This window comes from Halohasta litchfieldiae, from assembly GCF_002788215.1.
GTDB classification, from domain to species: Archaea; Halobacteriota; Halobacteria; order Halobacteriales; family Haloferacaceae; genus Halohasta; species Halohasta litchfieldiae.
Genome location: NZ_CP024845.1, coordinates 2,269,164 through 2,289,969, shown reverse-complemented (window position 1 = coordinate 2,289,969; position 20,806 = coordinate 2,269,164). Strand labels below are relative to the sequence as shown.

Genomic DNA, 20,806 nt, shown 5'->3' with positions numbered 1-20,806 from the left:
TTGCAACACGACCAAGAAATTGCCGCAGCCTACTACGACGATGAAATTACCTATGAGCAACTCAAGTCACTGGTCGGCGCACAAGAGGCTGCCAACCTCCGTGTATTGAAACAGCAGCTGGACGACGGCTTCGTTGACGACATCGCCGAGATATAAATGACGAAACTGGTTGCAGATATCTCTGGGCTTGTTAGTCTCGGCATCACTGACGGTACCAACCCTGATCCACTCTCTCTGTGTCTAGCCGTCTACGATGTTTTTGTACCAACAGCAGTGATTGAGGAACTCCAAGAAATCGCCTCATACAATGACATCCATGGTCGGACCGCAACCGTAGTCTGTGATCGAACCGCTGAGTTGACGATACAGTCAGTCGATCTCGACGCCGAGTTCCCGCTTGACGATGGTGAGAACGCTGCAGTGACACTCGCTAACGAAATCGATGCTGAACTGTTTCTGTGTGACGAATTCAATAATGTTGGTTTAATTCATGCCTCACTCGCCAATATACGGCTTGTAACAACGCCAACGTACTCTCGGTGTTTGTCCGAACAGAACGGCTGACAGCTGGCCAAGCCCTCGCTCTCCTCGAAAAAATGAGCAGTGCTCGAAGTTGGAACGAAAATAGCTACGTCCAACGGGCTCGATCGCTACTTGATAGTTCGTAACAGCAATAGGGGTGTGGCCTTTCTTGATTTCTTCACCCACCAAAGACCTGTCACTCACCAATAAATCAAATCGGTGGAGTAAGCGAAACAAATTGATGACACAGTTCCGAATTCATCTTTCGATCGACATTCATCAGCCAAGTTCGCTCGAACAATCACTATCAAGCGCGGATCCGATACTTGGTGAGGAGTGACCACGTCGACTCGAGATGCTCGGCGAGGTCGTCGACAATGGTGCCTTTCGAATGGGAATCTTGCATATGGAACTTGGCCATTGCCGTACACAATCTTCCGTTTTGGTGGCCAACCATCGGTGATATTGACTCATCATCCAAAATCATAAACGGCCGTGACAGACGCTGTATCAGCTCCTGACACCTTTGTCAGCAAACCTGTCCAATAGAGATTCGCTCCGACAGTTTGTCTCGCCACTGCTCGCCGACCCACCATCTGTCGACACCACAGTGTGCCAGCGGCTACTAGGTGATGTCGCACGATGAGTTGTGTGCCACACCAACGGATCTCGACACACTACACACATCTCTCGAGACGCACAGATACCCCACCAGTGCTGTCGACGACAGCAATCGAAACGTGATCAACACACTCGAGAGAACATATAGAATCCATAGAAGACTGCATTGTTCGCTGACAACCGTGCTTTGTGTCCGGTATAAGAAGAACAAGTGGGAGAGACAGAGAACCCCTCAAGGCCGTAAGGCCGACAAAAAGACAAGCTATGGAGACATCAAGGAGACCACGACAACACACCAACGGTCGTCGTGAGCGTCTTCCTACAGCGACACAAGCGTCGACAGATTGGGGCAGTCGACAGTAATGTCAAATCGTGTTCGGTACAGACTGATGGAGTCTCAGTAGGGAAACTGCAAACAGATAGGCCACCACAGAATGGACTCACTCAACAGAACATATCGAGAGTCGACGATAGCTGGTTGTACCCTAGAACCGTCGACATAGCAGTTCGACCATGCGACATAGATTAGCCCAATAAATATCTAACATGCACTCAGAGAGGAACAGTCGACGACTAACTACACACAGACAAAGACCATAGATCACACCGATATCGTGTTCGTCGACAGATCTTGTGTCCACACGGTCCACCATCAGTCGACGTGATCCACACACATTGGTCTCCGACCTCACCCCGTCGTCTGGGGGTGTCTATTCGCCCCGAAGGGGCTTTGCTTAACGTATTTTCAGCTCTATCTCCCTTATACCGGCCGGAGGCCGGGTCTGTCAGTATCTCTAGTCTACCACTCGCTAGCCTAGAAATGCTCTCGATCGCCTAGAACCGATAACAGTTCCTGTCAAAAGACACCTGCTGTTTGGCAGAAATACGTCCATGTATGCCATTTTTCTTCTGACATGGGTGCGATGTGTTCGCATCGCATAAATACACATGACAACAGAGACTGACACAGTTCTCGACGTAATAACTACGCCGGAACACGCACCCAAACGACGGTACCGGTACCACCGCCGCACTGACTCGGGGTATTGGCGCACCGAATACGAATGGACTGGCTGTCTGTGGCGAATGGTCGACCGCCAAGCACTCAGTAAGATCTCGATTCACCAGGAGGTCGACCTATGACAGCTGAGGATCGAACACCCGAGCGCGTCGACGACGTGTTCGTCCAACTGAGCCATCCACGCCGCCGTGCAATCATGCTGCTTGTCGCGGCTGGAGGCGGCCACGGTGTCGATTTACGAACTGCGGCAAGTACGCTCTATGCACTCGAACAAGGCGTGAGCCCGACAAAGGCACCGACACGTGAGGTTACCAACCTCCGAACGAATCTCAAACGAAGCCACCTCCCGCAGCTGACGGCTTCGGGACTACTTGAACAGGACGGCGACCGACTCACTGCAGGGCCTGCATTCGGAGTCTCACTGGAGGTACTGCTTTCGGCAGGCTACTGGCTTGGAACTGCACAGCAACAACAACTCCGAGGTGACAGAGAAAAATAGAGCGCGTCTCTCTCATTGTAACCTACCGGACGCAGTGATTAGCTGAATACAGGTGCTAAGCCCCCTTCCTCAGCGAGTGCCGTAGGCGCGAGCAGGGAGGGGATACAGTGCCGTCATCATCTGTTCGTACACTGTTCTGTTGAAATCCCACAGACCCACGCAACCGCAATGTTCTTTGATTGGGGTGGCCTCTTATTGAGTGAACCCAATAGAATACGACCTCGATTCAGGTTCGCATTCGATGTATTCGCTCCACTACCACCTGATACTCACCACGAAGTATCGGCGCGGAGTGCTAACCGAGGAGCGAACCCAATTCATTCACGAGATCATCTGCGGGTTCGCGGACAATTACGGTGTCGAACTGACCAACCTCGACGGCGAGGACGACCACGTACACATCCTGTTTCGAGCGAAACCCACCACAGACCTCGTGAAGTTCATCAACACAGTCAAGGGCGCGACCGCCCGCCGTATCCGAAATGAGTACGCAGACGAACTGAAAACCGACCTGTGGGGTGACTCGTTCTGGAACGATTCGTACTGCCTCATCTCAACGGGTCAGGTGTCGCTGGATATGCTGAAACAGTACGTCGATAATCAACGCGAGTAGAATGTACTACGCCTACAAGTATCGGCTTGAGCCGTCCGACGCCCACCGCGAGGAGTTAGACCGCCACCGCGATATTTGTCGGCAACTGTACAACCACACGCTCTACCGCCTCAACGAGTACCAAGACGAACACGACGAACTACCCTCCATGACCACGCTTCGGTCGGAGCTCCCCGACCTCAAACAGTGGTGGGACAGCCTCTCGGACGTCTACTCGAAGGTTCTCCAAACTGTTGTAGAACGTCTGTTCGATAACCTCAAAGGTCTCTCCAAGCTCAAGGACAAGGGCTACGGCGTCGGTCAACTCAAGTGGAAGCCGCCACGGGAGTTCCGCAGTTTCACCTACAGTCAGTCTGGCTTCAAGCTCGACAAGAAGGGCGGTCAGACTGTGCTGTCTCTCTCGAAACTCGCGGACATACCGATACGGCTCCACCGCGCCATCCCCGACGATGCGAAACTCAAGCAAGTCACCGTCAAGAAGGAACCGACGGGAGAGTGGTTCGCCACCTTCGGTGTCCAAATGGACCGTGAACCTCCTGAGCCACCAGAGAATCCCAAGAAGTGCGTCGGCATCGATGTGGGGATTCTCACGTACGCCCACGACACCGACGGAACGGCGGTCGGGTCGCTCGACCTTTTGGACGAACGCGAGCGGTTGAAGCGGGAGCAACGGAAACTCTCGCGCAAACAGCACGGATCGAACAACTACGAGAAGCAACGACGTCAGGTTGCGGAGTGTCATGCCGACCTCCGACGAAAACGCCGCGACTTCCTGCACAAACTTTCTGCCTACTACGCTCGGGAGTACGACCTCGTGGCGGTCGAAGACCTGAACGTCAAGGGGATGATCGAATCACCGTCGAACAGCCGCAACACGGCGTCTGCCGCGTGGCGGACGTTCCTCTCGCTACTTGAGTACAAGTGCGAGCGCGAAGGAACGCACTTCGTGGCGGTCAACCCGAGAGGGACTACCAAGGAATGCGCGTCTTGCGGCGTTTCGACGGACAAGCCGTTGTGGGTCCGTGAACACTCCTGTCCCGCCTGCGGGTTTGAGGCGGACAGGGACGCGAATGCGGCGTGGAACATCCTTTCTCGCGGTGCAAAACACATAGGAGTGGGACGCTCCGAATCAACGTCTGTGGAGACTGCGTTCCCTACGGGAACCACTACGGTTCCTGCAAAGCGCGTCTTGGAAGCAGGAAGCCCTACCCTCAAGGAGCCAACGGTGTCAGCCGTAGGCGAGTAGGGTAGGGTAGTTCACTTCGCCACTCGACGAGGTGATGAGTGATAATCGTCGGGAACTTGTTCGGCAAGTTGCGGCGGCTGACCGCGACAGCAATCGAGAGATCTACGATGCACTCGAACACGAATAGCTGCCGTGACAGTCTTCACCGTGATTTTTGTCGCTTTACTTCCGTTCTATACCTTGCATGCTACCGCTATCAGATATGAGTGAGATCCTCCTATTAGGTTTGAACTCGCAAAACAAGAGTTGAACCTCCACTGAGCAACCGTCGACAGCACCCAACCACGTGCAGTGCTGTAGGTGGTTGCAGTTGTGGAAAAAGGAACTTTGGTACGGGGCGGGGCGAAGACGGTTGCAGTCGCCGAAAAGGAACTTCGGTGCGGTGTTGGGCAGGGCGGGAGGCGTCTGCGTCCACGGAATGAACCGCGGTACGGCGGCTGCTGAGAGAGACTGCCTGATCGACAATGAGCGCCGTTTACGACAGCTATTAAGTCAGATCAAATGCATACTCAGTGAATACTGCACCCACTGCAACTAACCGTTTGATCGGTCGACCAGACACTTTGAGAAATAATATAAAATGACATACATCGTTTGAAATACTCATATTCAAACTCTAAACACTTCTTGGGATTTATTGAATCAAAATACTGTACACACTGCAAATAACGAGGTAGTAAGTGAAAAGTAGCCGATGGTAGATGATACAGCGAACGGTGAATCAGTTGAGATACTCACATCAAAACTACAGATACTGCCACCAGAGTCCCAAATTGAAATCAGTTGGTCTTCTACATCGAACGAAACTCACCGAGTACAAGGTGAGATAGTCGACTATCACCACAATTCAGCAGCGAGACGTATTGAGACAGAAGACAGAACACTACTGTTAGTACCAGATGCGAGCCACGAAGAGATTACGGTCTCAGAGCTAACTACGGCTGCAATAATAAATTCTCTCGGGACATTGCAAACAGTGACTGGTTTACAGCATGCCAAAGAAACGCTCAAAATCAATTCAAAAGGTGTTAAATTACCACCCTATCTTTTGGGCTACAGTGGGTTTCTTGTTGTCGACACGCACAGCAGTAGCAAAGAGCTTCGAATTCCAGAATCAGGGCTCAACCAGTACGACGATCGCTTATCATGTGTTATACAAGAGATTATAAACGAAGACGAGCCCTCGGTTGTGAAGATACGACTTCGATCTGGCCCTCATCGGCAATACGAAATCATTGATAATCAGACCAAGTCAAATACAGATAAAAGCAAAGAGACAGTCATTGAATCGGATTATAGTTCACTTGAGCCACTAATCCACACAGTTGCGGCACTTACTGAGAAAATCAAGGATGACAAACAGCTGTCTAAGGACGTAACAAAAGCAGCACTACATAAGCTTCAATCACTGCAAACACCGTTGCTTAAAGCTTATAGTGTGCTCTGTGATCCAGAACCGGATGCTACACCGGTACCATCGGCTCAACAAGCAGACGTCAATACAATAGAGTATCCAACGATTCTTGAACAAATCCAAGCTGAACTCAAACAGTTAGCAGACACAGTATGTGACGAACCAAGTATAGACGTAAGCAGTCAAAAAGTGTACTCGTTCATTCCTGCACAACGAACTATTGACGATCTTTTTTCATTATTGACACCTCCAATACCAGATGTAGATGACTATGATAGAGGTTCGTACGTACCACCTCGCGAATACACGGAGGGGCGTGGTAACGGTGATGGACGATGGCTAGAGTACCAACTCAGCAACGCGTTAGTTCGATGGGGATACAATACAGACATACGGGAAAACGTCTACTGCGTTGAGATTGACGTTGTAGCAGCTCGCCGCAAAAAACAAAATGACCCAACAGACTGGATTGTTGCTGAATGCAAAGACTGGGAGAGTCGACCAATCACACCGGATGTAATTTTCCGACTCTGTATGTTGGCATACACGTGCAAAGCAATGCCGTTGCTTTGCCATACAACTCATCTCACTGAACGGGCTATAGAAATTGCACGCACATGGGAAGTTAGAGTACTCAAACTTGAAGACCTCTATCGAGGATCACTACCAGCCCCAGATATGCTTGATATACAGTATGATATAGATACGTACAGATATGCAGGGGCACTTCGGGAATCACGGAGTATGCTACCTATAATATTCTATAATAAACCAAACAACCACTTCACATATGTGCCCGGATACAAGCCAGATGGGCCACTCTATCAATACAAATCAGTCGAGGAGACAACCGAAACCGACTAACAGTCAGTAATTCACATTTTGAATCCCGGCCGAAGATCAACTCTACGACATCCTTTCGGACCTTCCGAAGTTGCTGAATAGCAGTGAAAATATCTCTCCAAACTATTGTTCGTGAGTCTATCAAATAACAACAAAAGCGAGACCTCGAAAAACCCTCAGTTGTCAGCAGACGCTACCGGTTCGGATTCATGCCCATCTTGTAACCGTCGCTCGGCCTCGTCCCGATCTTCTGGATAGCCGATATCCATCCGCCATCCCTCAAGCCCAATCGCATCAATTGTTCGTCCACTCTGAATCAACAGATCAATTGCTTCGCTGATCTCGTACTCGTCACGATTCGACGGCTGGACCAGATGGCACGCATGGAAGATCGCTGGCGTAAACGTATAGAAGCCGGTCATCACGAGGTTCGATGGTGGCTCTTCGGGTTTCTCGACGACATCGGTGATCTCGCCGTACTTGTTGGTGTCGCAGACACCGTAGCGGGAGGCCTCTTCCCAGTCGACCTCCTCAACTAGGAACGCTGCGTCTGCACGGTCTTCTTGCTGCCTCCGAACAACGTCAGCCAAGTTCGCCTCAAAGACATTGTCACCGAGAATCAGCATGAAGTGGTCGTCAATGTACTCCTCGACGGTCAACAAGGCGTGAGCTAATCCCTTTTGTTCGCGCTGGTGGGCGTAAGTAATTGGAATTCCCTCGTACTCGTCACCATAGTGGTCGATGATCTCTTCTTTGAGATAGCCGACGACCACAACAAGCTCGTCCGTGCCGAGGTCGACGAGTTGGTCGAAACAGTGGGAGAGGATTGGTTTGCCGTCGACTTCGACCATCCCCTTTGGTTTGTCATCGGTCAGCGGCCGCAGCCGCGTGCCCTTCCCTGCAGCGAGTACAACTGCTTGCATGGTCGTAGCGAACAAATCAGCACATAAAGACTTTCTTATGAAAATGACATTTTTTATACCATAATGAGACTCATACGGATCTCTGAGCAGTACCTCAGGAGCGTATTAGCTATGGCGACTCCTGTTTTCCGAACGATGTCAACGAAATCGTCGCCGCTGTCAAAAAGAAGGTTCAGAACTTGCGAGCGAAATCGCTAAATCCCCTAGACAGACAAATGTGTGTCCTCAGTGTTCGCTAACGTCCAACTCCAATTTCTTACCATCTCGTCAATGCACTGGGACGACTAACCGATAAGGCGCGGAACTTCGTCAAAAGTGTCACCGTCGGATAGCTACATAACTGTCGAGGCTGCCGGACAGTTGTAATCGAAAGCGAAAGCACCACTGCAACAGTTCTGCTCGTATGAACCATGACCGACTCCATGCTCGGAAACCGAGCCACGATATCGACCGCTGGTCGACAGGAACCGTCGAATCGGTCGACCAGCGGGATGGACACTGCATTGTCACGGTCAGAGACACTGACGGCGAAGCGGTCGAACTCACTGTGACGCTCGCGATTCGGGACCTGTTTCTCAGTCGGTTAGCTATCGACGACAGCGAGTCGCCGGTTGGCGAGCGTGTCTGGTACCGAAAACATGGTGGCTGAGAGTGCCGCTCTGTCCGTCACGTGGCCCACGCGGCAGCTATAAACAGCGGCTCCGAGTGGGGTCGACGGGCCGCCCACTTAGCTACTGAACTCGTTGCAAACCGGAATCCCGAGCGTATCGTAGTCGCTCATGGCAGCCAATTCGTCCGGCACACTGTGGATGTCGATCTTCTTCTCGACAAGCGTCGTCGGATCGAGTTTACCGGATTCGATCATATCCAGCATCTCGCTGTAGCGGGAGGGCTGGAGGCCGAGCGAGCCCTTAAACTCGATTTCCTTGGCGACGATTTCGTCGGTCGGTAGCGACACCATCCCCTCCTCTTCGGAGGTGGTCAGCCCGATCTGGACGTGGGTGCCACCCTTTCGGAGACTGTTCACCGCGTTCCGGCAGGTGGTTGCAATACCCAACGCATCGGCCGAGACGTCCGCGCCACCGTTGGTGATATCGTGGACCTCGGCCGCGGCATCGTCGACCTCCCTAGCGTTGACAGTGTCGACAGCACCGAGTTCCTCGGCCTTGTCCAGTTTCTCGTCCATCAGGTCGACGCCGATGACGTTCCCACCGAGTGCGTTGGCGATGTGGACCGCCGAGAGGCCGATCCCGCCACAGCCGTGGATGACGACGTCGTCACCTGCGCTAACCGGGGCTCTGTGGGCCATCGCGTGGAATGAAGTCATGAACCGACAGCCACAGCCGGCGGCGGCCTCGGCATCGATGCTGTCGGGCAGCGGGATCGCATTGATGTCGGCGTTGGGGATGTGGACTTCTTCGGCGAACGCGCCGGGAGCCTGATTCATAAACCCGAGGCCGATGTGGTTCTCACAGATGTTCTCGCGGCCGTTGCGACACATATCGCAGCTGCCACAGGCGAAGTTGAACGGGATGGCGACCTCTTGTCCCTCTTCGATACTCTCAACGTCCTCGCCGGTAGCGACGATACGACCGGTTGGTTCGTGACCGAGGACATGTGGTGGGTCAGGGCGGTAGCCGAACCAGTCCCAATCGCCCTGCCAGCAATGCCAGTCCGAGCGACAGACACCACAGCCGATGACCTCGGCGACAGCGCCGTCAGGGTCGGGGTCCGGTCGGTCGACGTCTTGGACCGTCAACGGTTCTTGGAAGCTCTCAAGGAGTACTGCTTGCATCACGCTCACATATGCCAAATGTTATCTAATAAACATTATGGCCCTGTTTCTCTGTCCCACGATGTTGTACGAGATCTGTATAATTCCCGATAGGCGTTAGGTGCTGGATTGTGAATAATTTTTATCGGTGTTTATGCAGTAACATTTGTTGCTATGTCAGTTGATGACCAATCACAGACACCATCGGAGCGTAAATCCGCGATTAAAAAGCGTCACGAGCAGGCCGCAAGCGAGGTGCTACCGGACCACCGGGAACTCTACATCGGCGGCGAGTGGGTCCAGAGTGCCTCCGGCGAGACGTTCACAACAGTCGACCCGACAACCGGTGAGACACTCGCCGAGGTAGAGGCAGGCAACAGCGAGGACATCGACCGCGCGGTCGAGGCGGCGTGGGAGGCCTACGACGAGGTGTATAGCTCCTATTCGAGCGCCGAACGACAGACAATGCTCGAAGCGATTGCCGACCGTATCGAGAACAAAGCCGACGAGTTCGCCCGGCTCGAATCGCTCGACAACGGGAAACCAATTACCGAGGCCCGCATCGATATCGAACTCGTCGTCGACCACTTCCGCTATTTCGCGGGCATCGCTCGGGCCCACGAGGGACGGACGGTCGACACTGACGACAGTCGACACGTCCAAACCATCGAAGAACCCTACGGCGTCGTCGGCCAAATTATTCCGTGGAATTTCCCGCTTTTAATGGCTGCCTGGAAACTCGGCCCTGCGCTGTCGGCTGGCAACACAGTCGTCCTCAAACCGGCCGAGGAAACACCCCTTTCCGTTCTCAAACTGATGGAGGAGGCCGACGACGTGATCCCAGACGGTGTCGTCAACATCGTCACCGGGTTCGGTCCCGATGCTGGCGAACCGCTTTCGAACCACAGCGGCATCCGGAAACTCGCCTTTACCGGGTCGACCGAAATCGGCAGCAAGGTGATAAAAAGCGCCGCCGACAACATCACCGACATCACGCTCGAACTGGGTGGCAAAAGCCCGCTCGTCGTGTTCCCCGATGCGGACTTAGAGCAGGCAGTCCAGACCACGATCACCGCCATCTTCTTCAATACCGGCGAGTGCTGCTGTGCGGGTTCACGACTCTTTGTCCACGAAGACATCAAAGATGAGTTCCTCGACGAACTCGCGGCGGCCGCCGAAGATCTGACCGTCGACGATCCACTGCTGGATGCGACTGATCTCGGCCCGAAGGTGACCGCTGAACAGGTCGAACGAACCATGAGCTACATCGAAGAGGCCGAACAGTCCGGGGCGGCCTTTGTCACCGGCGGCAGCCAGCCCGACGACGAAGCCCTGTCGGACGGCTGTTTCGTTGCGCCAACACTGATCGATAACATCGATCACGACAGTAAGGCCGTCCAAGAGGAGATTTTCGGCCCCGTCCAAGAGGTGTTCTCGTGGAGCGACTACGACGAGATGATCGAGTTGGCGAACGATGTCGACTACGGCCTCGCCGCAGGTGTGATCACCGAGGACCTCACGAAGGCCCACCAGTGTGCCAAAGACATCGAGGCTGGCAACATCTGGATCAACACGTACAACGACTTCCCGGCCGGCCAGCCATTCGGCGGCTACAAGCAATCAGGAATCGGCCGTGAGATCGGCCAAGACGCCGTCGACCACTACACTCAGACCAAGACGATCAACATCAGTCTCAGCTAAGTCGTGACAGTCCCGTTCCCACCAGTCGAGGGCGAGTTCAGCGCCCAACAGATCGCCATCGCCCCCGATGGAACCGCGTACGTCGTTCCCTCGGGGATGCACGAGCGACTCCGAAAGGTGGTTGCTCCCGACCGTGAGGAGCGGGACCCCAAAGTCGCACTCGCGCTATCGGGGTGGATCTGCCTCCAGACAAGCGGGATGACTGATCGGATCAACGTCGACGCCCCGGACAGGCTGACCGATGCAAGCGCTGTCCGGCAGTTTGCACGCGCTCACGACGCGGGATCGGTTGCTATCGCTCGGCATCCGAGTGGCGAGGTTTGTCGGTCGGCTACCCCCATCGAGTTCATGTTTGCAGGCCCGACTGAAGAATAGATCAGAGCGACCAATAGTCCTCTCTGTTTACATAACCCGCACTTTTATGTTGCACAATACGAGTTATCAATTCAGAAGACATGGTCCCTCCGAAACGCAGACAGAGCCTCCCTCCAACACAAACTGAGAAGTCCGTCCGAACTGCCGCAGCCGAACCCCGCGGTGGGTCCGAGAGCTAGATGCTCATTGCAACAGCCGTACTGCTCTGTGGGTTAGTTGCTGGTATCATCGCCGCACAGCTGTATGGTCTCAGACTCGGTGGTGTCCTCATCGTCCCGCTCGTTGCGGTGTACCTCCTGCGGAGCTTCGGGACCTTCCCGGTGTTCGTCCTCAGCACAGTAGCAGCATACGCCTCGATCAGCTACATCAAAACTCGACTCCCGTTGTACGGCCGCCAGCTGTTCGTCCTCTCTATTTTCATCGGGGCGCTCGTTCCGGTCACTATCGTCGAACTACTCGTGGCTGGGGTTGGTGCCGAGACAGCGATTACAGATGTCGAGTTCCTCGGAAGTGTGCTCCCCGGCATCGCCGCCTACAACTTCCACCGTCTCGACACTGAGCAGCGAGTGCTCGATGGCGTCGTCAGTCTGGCAGTGCTGTTGTTCCTGGTCGTCGTCGGGATCGGGCTCACGTTCCTCGTCGGTCTCTCACCGCTGGCCGGGACGCTTCCACCGCTGCTGCTCGCCCCGAAGTCGGATATTGCGCTCGCCTTCGGGCTGACGGTCGACCGGCCACCGCTTCCAGTGATCACATCAAACAGTCTCTCGCTTGTCCTCGTCATCGCCGGGATGGCCATCGCAGAGCTGGTTCGGTTCCGGTACCAGCTTCGTGTCGCCGGGATCATCGTCGTCCCGCTTGTCGTCCTCATCACCTTCCGTAACGGAATGTTACTGCCGGTGTGGATGCTCGCCACCGTTGGGGCCTACGGTAGTATCCAGCTCGTCCACTGGTGGACACTCCTCTACGGACGCGTGTTGCTGGCGTTCGGCATCATCGTGAGCATACTCACGACAGTCTCGTTGGTGTCTGTTGTTCCAGTCATTCACGGCGTGCTCCCCTTCTTTGTCGGCCTGCTTGGCGGCGTCACCGCGTACAACATTCACGTGGTTCCACCCAGAGAGCGACCGGCAACTATCGCAGTGATCGCCGGGACGCTCGTGACAGTCGGCTTCATTGCCCGGCTGCTCGTGACCCCACCGCCGACTGGCCTCCTGACGGAGGTAACCGTCCAACAGCTCCAGCTCGGCGCTGTCATCGTACTACTGGCTCTCGCTGTGCTGGCCAATCTAGAACGAATCGAGCCGCCACAGTCAGTGTCAAATCCCACCGAACCGATGGACCCACTGTCAGGCTGGAGAGGAGGTGACTGACTGATGTGGTCGAGCCGCCAAACAGTGAAAAAGCAGGCACTCGACGGACTCCGCACTGTCGCCAGCGGTGTTGTCGAGGCACTTGGTGCCGGTCCCGCCCACCGTCGGCGGCTCGATGAGATCGATACCCGAATCGTCGTCAGTGGTGTCCGCGGGAAGTCATCGGTGGCCAACTGGCTGCACGAACAGTTCGTCAGCCGCGGCTACGACACCTACACCAAGATAACCGGATCCGATGCACAGGTTCGCTACAACGACACCGTCTCCGAGATCGAGCGCGAACAGCAGGTCAGACTGTACGAAAACGAGCGTGAGCTGGCTCGGTTCGACAGTATCGACGTCGCAATCGTCGAGAATCAAGGAATCAGACCCTACACGACACGGCTGGTCAACGAGCAGTTCGTCGACCCCGATCTGGTGTTTCTCACCAATGTCCGGGAGGACCACCTCGACACGCTAGGCCGTGATCGCACCCAGATCGCTCGGTCGCTCACCCGTGCAGTCCCTCAGGGGACATCAGTTGTCTGTGCCGAACAGTACAAACCGCTACGTGAGTACATCCAGACCGAACTCGAGCGTCGGGATGCACCAGTTACCTTCGTCGACCCGCCGTCGGGGACCGAGAGCGTGCCAGGCAGTGAGTGTGTGTATGGGCTCAACGACGTGCTCGCAGCAGTCGGTGAGCCGCCTGTTCCAACCCAAGAGATCCAGGACCGAATCGATACGCTTCGTCCGTCGTGGCAGCAGCTTCCTGGTGGTCGGGTGTACAATGCGGCGGCGGTCAACGACGTCCAGAGCACGGAACTCGTTCGACAGTCGCTCGTTGAGGATCGGGAGACAGTAATCGAACCAGTGTTGAACCTCCGGTGGGATCGCCGGGGGCGAACGGTGTCGTTCATCCGCTATCTCGACGACCTCTACGAGTCGGGGGCAGTCGAGCAGACCCACATCGTCGGCGACGATCAACAGCTGTTCGAGACGACCGCCTCCCTCCCGGTCGTTCGCCACGACACCGAGACTGAATCGCCGGCGGCAGTTCTAGATGACGCGGTAGCCTCGGGTCGGCCAGTGGTGCTGATGGGCAACACAGTCACGGCGTTCATGGAGGCGATGGCCAGGGAAATCGAGAGCCGAGCAGGGACAGACAGTGACGCTCCGGAGGCGACAACCGCTCCAGAAACAGCCTGAGATGGGACGCCGACACTGACCGGAAAGCGCTACGGGATGCTTGATCAGACACAGTTGCGGTGGCGAACGCTGTCGGTCGAGCGATCTGAGGACCGTCAGCGTTGACCGCACAGACTGGGAGGACACCGAAACCCGAACGGCTACTCGTGTGATAGCTTCAAAAAGGCGGTTACCGGTCAGTATCGACACTGGTCGACAGCATCGCGTCGGGACCGGTGTGGTCGACGACTGGAAGATCCTCCCACGCCCGACCGATAACGGAGTAGGCCGCAACCGCGGCGTAGAAGCCGACAAAGACTCCGGCAATCTGGCCGAGGATCGGAACGACGTTGAGTACCCCCGCCACGATCCCGCCGAGCAACGCCACCAAGAGCATCGTTCCCCAGGCAACGGCGTAGGATCGAGAGAGCCAGATCGGTTTCAGCGTCCCGAACGCGAAGCCAGCACCGAGCGACCGCGTTCGAGCGAAGTTGACCAGTGCTGCCGGAAGCAGGTAGGCAACAACGAACGAAAGGAGCGTCCAGAGCAGCCCACCCACCAGGACAGCCGCCACGCCGAGGCCATCCAGTGAGCCGTCGCCGCTGAGCCCGATTCCGATGGCGACAACGCCGCCACCGAGGATCGTCGGAACAAGCGCGTAGGCAACGCCGATCAGGACTGCTTGCAGTCCGGTGACCGCCAGCTCTCCCCACTCGTCGAACACTGGCGGAACCTCGTCACCTCCGGCGGTTCGGTTCAGTACCCGAATGAAGTAGCCGGCGAGGATGAACACCGGAACCACGAGGAACGCCAACAGCGAGAGCAGGCCACCGATGGCGATGGTCCGTATCGCGTCGTCGCTTTCGGTTGGATATCTGATCGCAACTTCGAGACTCTCACGGAGTCCGTCGGCTCCGCTGCCGAGTATCTCGTCTCGTTCGGCTTGAATTCCGGATTCTTCTTTTGTGTTGTCATTTTATATTCAACAGATGGACGCCTTCTGAGGAGATATAGATAGAGTATCAGAGACAACACTGTTCCTCCGAAAGGTCGGTGCGAAATGACGGTGCTGTGAGCACGGTCGATAAGGAGCTGAGTGTGGATGCGAGACTCTCGGTGGCACGATGTAAGCCACGTACCGAGTCCTCTCTCGAAACAGCAACATGGCACGAGACCGAACCGCAAGCCATGGCTGAGAGGATTCCAGTAACGGTCATCTCCGGGAGCGAGGAGACGACCATCGAGGTCGACCGGGGCACGAACCTCCGAAAGGCACTGCTCGAACGCGAGTTTCCAGTGTACGGAACTGTCTCCCAGTACGCCAACTGCGGCGGCCGGGGGCTGTGTGCGACCTGTACCGTCGAAGTCGACCCCGCCCCGGAGCCAACTCACTGGCACGACGCCGTCGCCGTCCGGTTCGGCTACCCCCGGCTTGTTGTATCGAGGTCGACGAGCCGATAACGGTCAGACTCTTGGACAAACACGTCTGGGGACAGGTGCTTCCGCGGCAGCGATCCGCGAGTAACGCAACGTCTCAACCACTCGTCGACGCACTGACTCGTCGACGCACTGGTTAGATCGAACTCCCGGCGGGCCCCTCAGCCGGCTCTGCGGGCGGTGCGGTCGACTCCCCATCGGTACCGATGAGAGAGCGGTAAAACAGCACCGAGTAGACGAGATACACGGCTCCAACAGGCCACAGGAACAGGATCGAGAGCAGTCCTTCGAGGAATGCGAGTTCAAGCGAGACGGTTGCCGCCGGATCGGTCAGGAACGGAACGGGAGACAGCCACAGCGCCCCTATGTACAACCCACCGACAACCAGCGATCCAGTCAGCACGACGACGAAATAGCCCACCACCGCACGGATATTTTCCGTGACGACTTCTGCACTCCGCTTCAGTCCGTCGACCGCACCCAGATCCTCAATGACAATCGCATGGCCGTGAAACTGGAGAAACACGGAGACTGTAACGTAGAGACCGACAACAACGAGTCCAGCCACCCCGCCGATTACCAACACAGCGAGGCTCTGGCCGGTCGCACTGTAGCTGAGGAAAACGACTACCGCAAGAAGCAACGCGACAATCCCGAGTGCGGTCATCATCGCCAAAATGAGGAGAAACGCACCGAAAATCGAGAGATAGTACTGTTTTCCGTAGCGAACGAACGAGCCCAGCGAAGTACGACTCGAATCGGCGGCCTCGTTTGCCATCCCAATCGTTCCGCCTTGGTATAGTGGCGTCAGCAAAAACAGCAGCCCGGAGATCACGAGGGCAACGACTCCGCCAGCCAAAGGCGGCAACACCGATTGAGTAACCGTTTGGGCGGTCGTGACAATGTACAACAACAGTATCGGGACAAACAGGATCGGGTGAGAGCCAAGGAGTCCAGGAACCTTTTTGAGTGCATTTATAACTGCCATACAGATAGGTGCTGGTTCGTTGATAAAAGTGTATATTACACAACTAGTTAGTTTATGTCAGTTTTGAACTACCAAATGCCTCCAACAGCGGCGGCACGACCTGTTTTTTCCGCGAGAGCAGTCCGTCGACGAACTGACTCCGGTCGCTGAGTGTGATATCGAGCGCGCTCTCGTATGCTGAATCGTCAGTCGACACGACCAACACATGGCTTCCCTTCGCCGGAATGTCGGTCACGAGCAGGACGACACCGTGGTAGTCACCCTCGTCCTGCAACTGCTCCATCGCCTCGATGTAGGCACCCTTCTCCGTGAGGATCGCCTCGCTGTCGGCGACCTCAATCTGACCGATGGCGACAGCACCGTGACTGGTGTCGTACACTTTGAGGTCTCCTTTAAGTGCCTCGCTGGGCGGCAGCGAGCCGACGGTCGACTTCGCTTCGAACTGTTTTTGCCCAAAATCCTCGCGGTCGACAGCCAGACTCTCCGCAAGGGCGGCCGAGGCGTCTCGATCCCGATCAGTTGTGGTCGGCGAGGCCAGTAGCATCGTATCCGAGAGGATTGCGCCGAGCATCAGCCCACGAGTCGACCGGTCAAGGCTAACCTCTCGACGCTCGGCGAGTTCGTGGATGAGCGTTGCTGTACAGCCGACGACATCCGCGAAGTAGAAGGCGGGTCGTGAGCTCTGAAGATCACCGATCCGGTGGTGGTCGACGATCCCTCGAAGCTGATCGGGAGAGAGATCTTCGGGGGCCTGATCGCGCTCGCTGTGGTCGACCAAAATCACGTCGTAATCGCCAACTGTCCGGCGCTCTTCGGGGACCGACACTTCGAACCGCTCTAGGAGGTACTCGCTCTCGGCGTTGATCGGTCCCTGAATCAACGGCGTTGTGGGTGTTCCCTCCGCACTTTTAAGAGCTGCAAAGGCGATTGCCGAACAGACACTGTCTGCATCCGGGCGGGTGTGGCCAACGACGACCGTCGACTCGGAGTCCATACTCGTGATATGGTGACAACTCCCAAATAGCTATGTCCCGATGTCGTGGCGCTCGGCGACGCCACCGGTCGGCTAGGGCAGGAAGTTGACAAAGCTAAAGTTCGTATGTCCCTGTTCGTTCACCAAGGAGACCACAGAATGACACAGATAAGCGTTATTGGCTGCGGAAATATGGGAGGCGCATTTATTAAGGGCCTGCATCAGTCGGGCGGCTATTCGGTAACTGCCTGTGACGTCGACGAAGCGGTTCTTGAGACGATTTCGCCCTACTGCGACCGGACGACCACCGAACTGTCGGTCGCCGCCGAAAGCGAGGTCGTCGTCCTCGCACTGAAACCGGATCTCGTCGGTGCCATCCTCTCGGATCTCGAACTGACGGCCGACCAGACACTGCTCTCGATTGCCGCCGGTGTGTCGACCGAGTTGCTCGAATCCAAAACGGAGGCTACGGTCGTCCGGATCATGCCGAACCTTGCGGCCGAATACGGAATGATGGCCGCCGCCGTCACCGAGTCGACGGTGACCGACGAAATCCGAGCGATCCTCGATGCTGTCGGCGAGTTCGTCGAAGTCTCGGAGTCCAAAATGGATATCGCGACCGCAGTCAACGGCAGCGGCCCCGCCTTCGTCTTCTATCTTATCAACGCGATGGCGGAAGCTGGCGTCGACGGCGGTCTCAGTCCCGAAGACGCCCGGACGCTCGCCGCACAGACATTTAAAGGAGCCGCCGAGACCGTCCTCCAGTCCGACCGGTCCATCGAGGATCTGATCGACGCGGTCTGTTCGCCGAAGGGAACGACCATCGAAGGGATGGACGTGCTGTGGGACAGCGACGTCGAGGCGGAAGTCGGCGAGGCGGTCGCCGCCGCCGAGGAACGCTCGAAGGAGTTGGCCCAGGACGCCGCCGATGAGTGAGACGGACGACGAGGAGGTACTCAGAGTCGACGGTGAAGCCGTTGATCAGACCCGAGAGCTGGCGGCCGACGCCGACCGGGTCATCGTCAAAGCCGGGACGAACTCGCTGACCGACGCCGAGTCGAATCTCGACGACGCGAAACTCGACAAGCTCGTCGACGATCTGGTCGACCTGCTGAATCGGGACAAAGAGGTCATCCTCGTCTCCTCGGGTGCGGTCGGCGCGGGCAAGGGGCTCGTCGGCAACGGTCACGAAACCATCGAGGAGCTCCAAGCGCTGTCGACGGTGGGCCAATCCCACCTGATGCGCCGGTATACCGAGAGCTTCGAACGCCACGGCTACACGGTCGCCCAGATCCTGCTCTCTCAGGACGACCTCGACAACCCCGACCGATTCACCAACTTTCGGAACACCATCGAAACCCTGCTTGAGTGGGGCGTTGTCCCGATCATCAACGAGAACGACGCCGTGGGAACCGAAGAGCTCCGCATCGGCGACAACGATATGCTCTCGTCGTCGCTTGCGATGGGCGTCGACGTCGACCTCCTTGTCACCCTCACTGACGTCGGAGGCGTGTATACGGGCAATCCGAAAGAAGACGAGAGCGCCGAACTGATAGAGGCCGTCGGTCGGAACTACGGCTACGTCCAAGAGTTCGTCGACGAGAGCGCCGGAGAGAGTTTCGGCGGGATTCAAACCAAAGTCTCGGGGGCCCGGACGGTGAGCGAACATGGGATTCCCGCGGTGATCGCCGAGTCGACCGAACCGGATGTTCTGGAGCAAATCGCTACTGCAAAGCCGGTGGGGACGATATTTATCCCTATCAACGGTGGTCACAATGAGTGAGCTGACAACAGAACAAAAAGTAGATGCCGCAGAGACAGCCGCGCTCAAGTTGGCACAGCGTTCCGAAACCGAACGGAATGCTGGACTTGAGGCGATCGCCGACGCAATCGAGGCCCAAAGCGACGAGATTCTCGAAGCGAACGCAACAGATGTCGACGAGGCCGAAGCAATGCTCGAAGCCGGAGAGTACACCCAAGCACTCGTCGACCGACTCGCGCTCAGTGAGTCAAAAATCGAGTCCATTGCCGAGATGGTTCGCAGTGTCGCCGGACAGGACGACCCTCTTGGCGAGACGCTCGAAGCGCGTCGACTCGACGACGGTCTTGAACTCTACAAGCGTTCGGTACCGATCGGTGTTATTGGGACTGTCTTCGAGTCCCGACCTGACGCTTTGGTCCAGATCGCCGCGCTGAGCCTCAAATCCGGCAACGCAGCCATTCTCAAAGGTGGCAGCGAGGCCAGCAGATCGAACCGTGTCCTCTACGAGATCATCGAGGAGGCCACGAGCGACCTGCCGACTGGCTGGGCCCAACTCATCGAAGCCCGAGCGGACGTCAACGCCCTCCTAGAGATGGACGACTCGGTCGACCTCCTGATGCCACGGGGAAGTTCGGAGTTCGTAAAGTATATTCAGGACAACACCTCGATTCCCGTCTTGGGTCACACTGAGGGCGTTTGTCACGTCTATGTCGACGACGAAGCAGATCTCTCGATGGCCGCCGAGGTCGCCCACGACGCGAAAGTCCAGTATCCCGCTGCCTGTAACGCCGCTGAAACACTACTGATCCACGAGGCAGTCGCCGAGGAGTTCGTTCCCGAGATCGCCGACCGCTACGAGGAGACGGGTGTCGAGATGCGAGGCGACGATCGCGTGCGCGAAATTGTCGACACAGATGTCGAGATGGACGCCGCGACAGAGGCCGATTGGTCGACCGAGTACGGTGATCTGATTATCTCGCTCAAAGTCGTCGACTCGCTTGTCGAGGCGGTCGACCACATCAACGAGTACGGCTCGAAACACACCGATTCGATCATCTCACAGGATGCTGACAACGCCAGAGTCTTCATGCAGGGGATCGACTCGGCGAGCGTCTTCCACAACGCCTCAACGCGGTTCAGCGATGGCTACCGGTTCGGACTCGGCGCGGAGGTCGGCATCAGCACCGGGAAAATCCATGCCCGCGGTCCGGTCGGCCTCGGTGGGCTGACGACCTACCAGTACTTCCTCGAAGGCGACGGCCAGATCGTCGCCAGCTACTCCGGACAAAACGCACGGGAGTATGTTCACGAGGAGTTCGACGGTGAATGGACGCCCGGTCGACTCTCCGAGTCGACGGTCACCCAATAGCCTGCGTTTTTCAGCGTCAGTTCGGTGGTATTTTCCGATGTTTTTGTTAGATTCGAACGGTAGTTAATCGAAGAATGTGTTGGGTATGGATATCCACAGATGCAGTATTCAGCCACCAACTGTCAAATATATAGTTCTATTTTTGCGAAATACTTGACTATATTACAATTATAAGGGCGTATAACCCA

Annotated in this window: 19 protein-coding genes and 2 pseudogenes; 16 read left to right on the top strand and 5 right to left on the bottom strand. The window is 56.2% G+C overall.

Going from position 1 to position 20,806, the window contains the following annotated elements; translation table 11 throughout:
* From HALTADL_RS17405 to HALTADL_RS17795, 7 genes and pseudogenes are all read left to right on the top strand, one after another.
* Entirely contained in the window at positions 1 to 156 is a 156-nt protein-coding gene (locus HALTADL_RS17405; protein WP_162551635.1) for a hypothetical protein, read from the top strand.
* Positions 157 to 668, top strand: a pseudogene (locus tag HALTADL_RS11615) (hypothetical protein).
* Between the two features lie 1,423 nt (positions 669 to 2,091).
* Positions 2,092 to 2,286, top strand: coding sequence for a hypothetical protein (locus HALTADL_RS11610; RefSeq protein ID WP_089672332.1), 195 nt, complete (start codon positions 2,092 to 2,094; stop codon positions 2,284 to 2,286).
* Entirely contained in the window at positions 2,283 to 2,663 is a 381-nt protein-coding gene (locus tag HALTADL_RS11605; RefSeq protein WP_089672334.1) for a DUF7344 domain-containing protein, read from the top strand. The genes HALTADL_RS11610 and HALTADL_RS11605 overlap by 4 nt, the downstream gene beginning before the upstream one ends.
* 208 nt (positions 2,664 to 2,871) lie before the next feature.
* On the top strand, positions 2,872 to 3,276 hold the full coding sequence (gene tnpA / locus HALTADL_RS11600; protein WP_089672480.1) for an IS200/IS605-like element ISHli11 family transposase: 405 nt from the start codon (positions 2,872 to 2,874) through the stop codon (positions 3,274 to 3,276).
* A 1-nt stretch (position 3,277) separates the two neighbouring features.
* Positions 3,278 to 4,522 (top strand): RNA-guided endonuclease InsQ/TnpB family protein, encoded by a 1,245-nt coding sequence (locus HALTADL_RS11595; RefSeq protein WP_089672336.1) that lies wholly within the window; start codon positions 3,278 to 3,280, stop codon positions 4,520 to 4,522.
* Positions 4,523 to 5,216: 694 nt separating this feature from the next.
* Positions 5,217 to 6,800: a hypothetical protein gene (locus HALTADL_RS17795; protein WP_218143663.1), complete on the top strand. Its 1,584-nt coding sequence runs from the start codon at positions 5,217 to 5,219 to the stop codon at positions 6,798 to 6,800.
* A 155-nt stretch (positions 6,801 to 6,955) separates the two neighbouring features.
* Here the strand turns inward: HALTADL_RS17795 and aglF are convergent, their stop codons facing one another.
* Positions 6,956 to 7,702, bottom strand: coding sequence for a UTP--glucose-1-phosphate uridylyltransferase AglF (aglF, locus tag HALTADL_RS11585; protein WP_089672338.1), 747 nt, complete (start codon positions 7,700 to 7,702; stop codon positions 6,956 to 6,958).
* A gap of 403 nt (positions 7,703 to 8,105) precedes the next feature.
* Here aglF and HALTADL_RS11580 point away from each other — a divergent pair, with 403 nt between their 5' ends.
* Complete coding sequence (locus HALTADL_RS11580; protein ID WP_015911540.1) at positions 8,106 to 8,351, top strand: DUF7861 family protein; 246 nt, start codon at positions 8,106 to 8,108, stop codon at positions 8,349 to 8,351.
* Positions 8,352 to 8,429: 78 nt separating this feature from the next.
* Here the strand turns inward: HALTADL_RS11580 and HALTADL_RS11575 are convergent, their stop codons facing one another.
* Positions 8,430 to 9,497, bottom strand: a complete 1,068-nt coding sequence (locus tag HALTADL_RS11575; RefSeq protein ID WP_089672484.1) for a zinc-dependent alcohol dehydrogenase family protein — start codon at positions 9,495 to 9,497, stop codon at positions 8,430 to 8,432.
* A 153-nt stretch (positions 9,498 to 9,650) separates the two neighbouring features.
* On the opposite strand from HALTADL_RS11575, the gene HALTADL_RS11570 reads away from it, so the two are divergent.
* The 4 genes from HALTADL_RS11570 to HALTADL_RS11555 all read left to right on the top strand — a co-directional run bounded on the left by HALTADL_RS11570 (position 9,651) and on the right by HALTADL_RS11555 (position 14,110).
* Positions 9,651 to 11,177, top strand: a complete 1,527-nt coding sequence (locus HALTADL_RS11570; RefSeq protein ID WP_089672340.1) for an aldehyde dehydrogenase family protein — start codon at positions 9,651 to 9,653, stop codon at positions 11,175 to 11,177.
* 3 nt (positions 11,178 to 11,180) lie between these two features.
* Positions 11,181 to 11,552 (top strand): hypothetical protein, encoded by a 372-nt coding sequence (locus HALTADL_RS11565; RefSeq protein ID WP_089672341.1) that lies wholly within the window; start codon positions 11,181 to 11,183, stop codon positions 11,550 to 11,552.
* Positions 11,553 to 11,731: 179 nt separating this feature from the next.
* A complete protein-coding gene (locus HALTADL_RS11560) occupies positions 11,732 to 12,922 on the top strand; it encodes a poly-gamma-glutamate biosynthesis protein PgsC/CapC (RefSeq protein ID WP_089672343.1) in 1,191 nt (396 codons plus the stop codon).
* A gap of 3 nt (positions 12,923 to 12,925) precedes the next feature.
* Entirely contained in the window at positions 12,926 to 14,110 is a 1,185-nt protein-coding gene (locus HALTADL_RS11555) for a Mur ligase family protein (RefSeq protein ID WP_015911535.1), read from the top strand.
* A gap of 169 nt (positions 14,111 to 14,279) precedes the next feature.
* Here the strand turns inward: HALTADL_RS11555 and HALTADL_RS11550 are convergent, their stop codons facing one another.
* The gene (locus tag HALTADL_RS11550) at positions 14,280 to 14,903 is read right to left on the bottom strand and encodes a DUF4013 domain-containing protein (protein WP_197690649.1); all 624 of its coding nucleotides are present in this window, start codon (positions 14,901 to 14,903) and stop codon (positions 14,280 to 14,282) included.
* A 374-nt stretch (positions 14,904 to 15,277) separates the two neighbouring features.
* Between HALTADL_RS11550 and HALTADL_RS11545 the strand changes: the two are divergent.
* Positions 15,278 to 15,666, top strand: a pseudogene (locus HALTADL_RS11545) (ferredoxin).
* Here HALTADL_RS11545 and HALTADL_RS11540 read toward each other — a convergent pair.
* Both HALTADL_RS11540 and HALTADL_RS11535 read right to left on the bottom strand, forming a co-directional pair.
* Positions 15,663 to 16,514: a DUF7847 domain-containing protein gene (locus tag HALTADL_RS11540; RefSeq protein WP_089672346.1), complete on the bottom strand. Its 852-nt coding sequence runs from the start codon at positions 16,512 to 16,514 to the stop codon at positions 15,663 to 15,665. The pseudogene HALTADL_RS11545 and the gene HALTADL_RS11540 overlap by 4 nt on opposite strands.
* A 52-nt stretch (positions 16,515 to 16,566) precedes the next feature.
* A complete protein-coding gene (locus HALTADL_RS11535; protein ID WP_088901980.1) occupies positions 16,567 to 17,508 on the bottom strand; it encodes a manganese-dependent inorganic pyrophosphatase in 942 nt (313 codons plus the stop codon).
* Between the two features lie 138 nt (positions 17,509 to 17,646).
* Between HALTADL_RS11535 and proC the strand changes: the two genes are divergently transcribed.
* The 3 genes from proC to HALTADL_RS11520 are packed head-to-tail and all read left to right on the top strand — an operon-like array spanning position 17,647 to position 20,618.
* On the top strand, positions 17,647 to 18,423 hold the full coding sequence (proC, locus tag HALTADL_RS11530) for a pyrroline-5-carboxylate reductase (protein ID WP_089672347.1): 777 nt from the start codon (positions 17,647 to 17,649) through the stop codon (positions 18,421 to 18,423).
* Entirely contained in the window at positions 18,416 to 19,270 is an 855-nt protein-coding gene (gene proB, locus HALTADL_RS11525; protein ID WP_089672349.1) for a glutamate 5-kinase, read from the top strand. The genes proC and proB overlap by 8 nt, the downstream gene beginning before the upstream one ends.
* On the top strand, positions 19,263 to 20,618 hold the full coding sequence (locus HALTADL_RS11520; protein ID WP_089672351.1) for a glutamate-5-semialdehyde dehydrogenase: 1,356 nt from the start codon (positions 19,263 to 19,265) through the stop codon (positions 20,616 to 20,618). Before proB ends, HALTADL_RS11520 begins: the two co-directional genes overlap by 8 nt.
* Positions 20,619 to 20,806 lie beyond the last annotated feature (188 nt).

Excerpts from the sequence above, each read along its gene's own strand:
- HALTADL_RS11610 (WP_089672332.1), top strand. The coding sequence starts at position 2,092 with ATGACAACAGAGACTGACACAGTTCTCGACGTAATAACTACGCCGGAA.
- HALTADL_RS11605 (WP_089672334.1), top strand. The coding sequence starts at position 2,283 with ATGACAGCTGAGGATCGAACACCCGAGCGCGTCGACGACGTGTTCGTC.
- HALTADL_RS11595 (WP_089672336.1), top strand. The coding sequence starts at position 3,278 with ATGTACTACGCCTACAAGTATCGGCTTGAGCCGTCCGACGCCCACCGC.
- HALTADL_RS17795 (WP_218143663.1), top strand. The coding sequence starts at position 5,217 with ATGGTAGATGATACAGCGAACGGTGAATCAGTTGAGATACTCACATCA.
- aglF (WP_089672338.1), bottom strand. The coding sequence starts at position 7,702 with ATGCAAGCAGTTGTACTCGCTGCAGGGAAGGGCACGCGGCTGCGGCCG.
- HALTADL_RS11580 (WP_015911540.1), top strand. The coding sequence starts at position 8,106 with ATGAACCATGACCGACTCCATGCTCGGAAACCGAGCCACGATATCGAC.
- HALTADL_RS11575 (WP_089672484.1), bottom strand. The coding sequence starts at position 9,497 with ATGCAAGCAGTACTCCTTGAGAGCTTCCAAGAACCGTTGACGGTCCAA.
- HALTADL_RS11570 (WP_089672340.1), top strand. The coding sequence starts at position 9,651 with ATGTCAGTTGATGACCAATCACAGACACCATCGGAGCGTAAATCCGCG.
- HALTADL_RS11560 (WP_089672343.1), top strand. The coding sequence starts at position 11,732 with ATGCTCATTGCAACAGCCGTACTGCTCTGTGGGTTAGTTGCTGGTATC.
- HALTADL_RS11555 (WP_015911535.1), top strand. The coding sequence starts at position 12,926 with ATGTGGTCGAGCCGCCAAACAGTGAAAAAGCAGGCACTCGACGGACTC.
- HALTADL_RS11540 (WP_089672346.1), bottom strand. The coding sequence starts at position 16,514 with ATGGCAGTTATAAATGCACTCAAAAAGGTTCCTGGACTCCTTGGCTCT.
- HALTADL_RS11535 (WP_088901980.1), bottom strand. The coding sequence starts at position 17,508 with ATGGACTCCGAGTCGACGGTCGTCGTTGGCCACACCCGCCCGGATGCA.
- proC (WP_089672347.1), top strand. The coding sequence starts at position 17,647 with ATGACACAGATAAGCGTTATTGGCTGCGGAAATATGGGAGGCGCATTT.
- proB (WP_089672349.1), top strand. The coding sequence starts at position 18,416 with ATGAGTGAGACGGACGACGAGGAGGTACTCAGAGTCGACGGTGAAGCC.
- HALTADL_RS11520 (WP_089672351.1), top strand. The coding sequence starts at position 19,263 with ATGAGTGAGCTGACAACAGAACAAAAAGTAGATGCCGCAGAGACAGCC.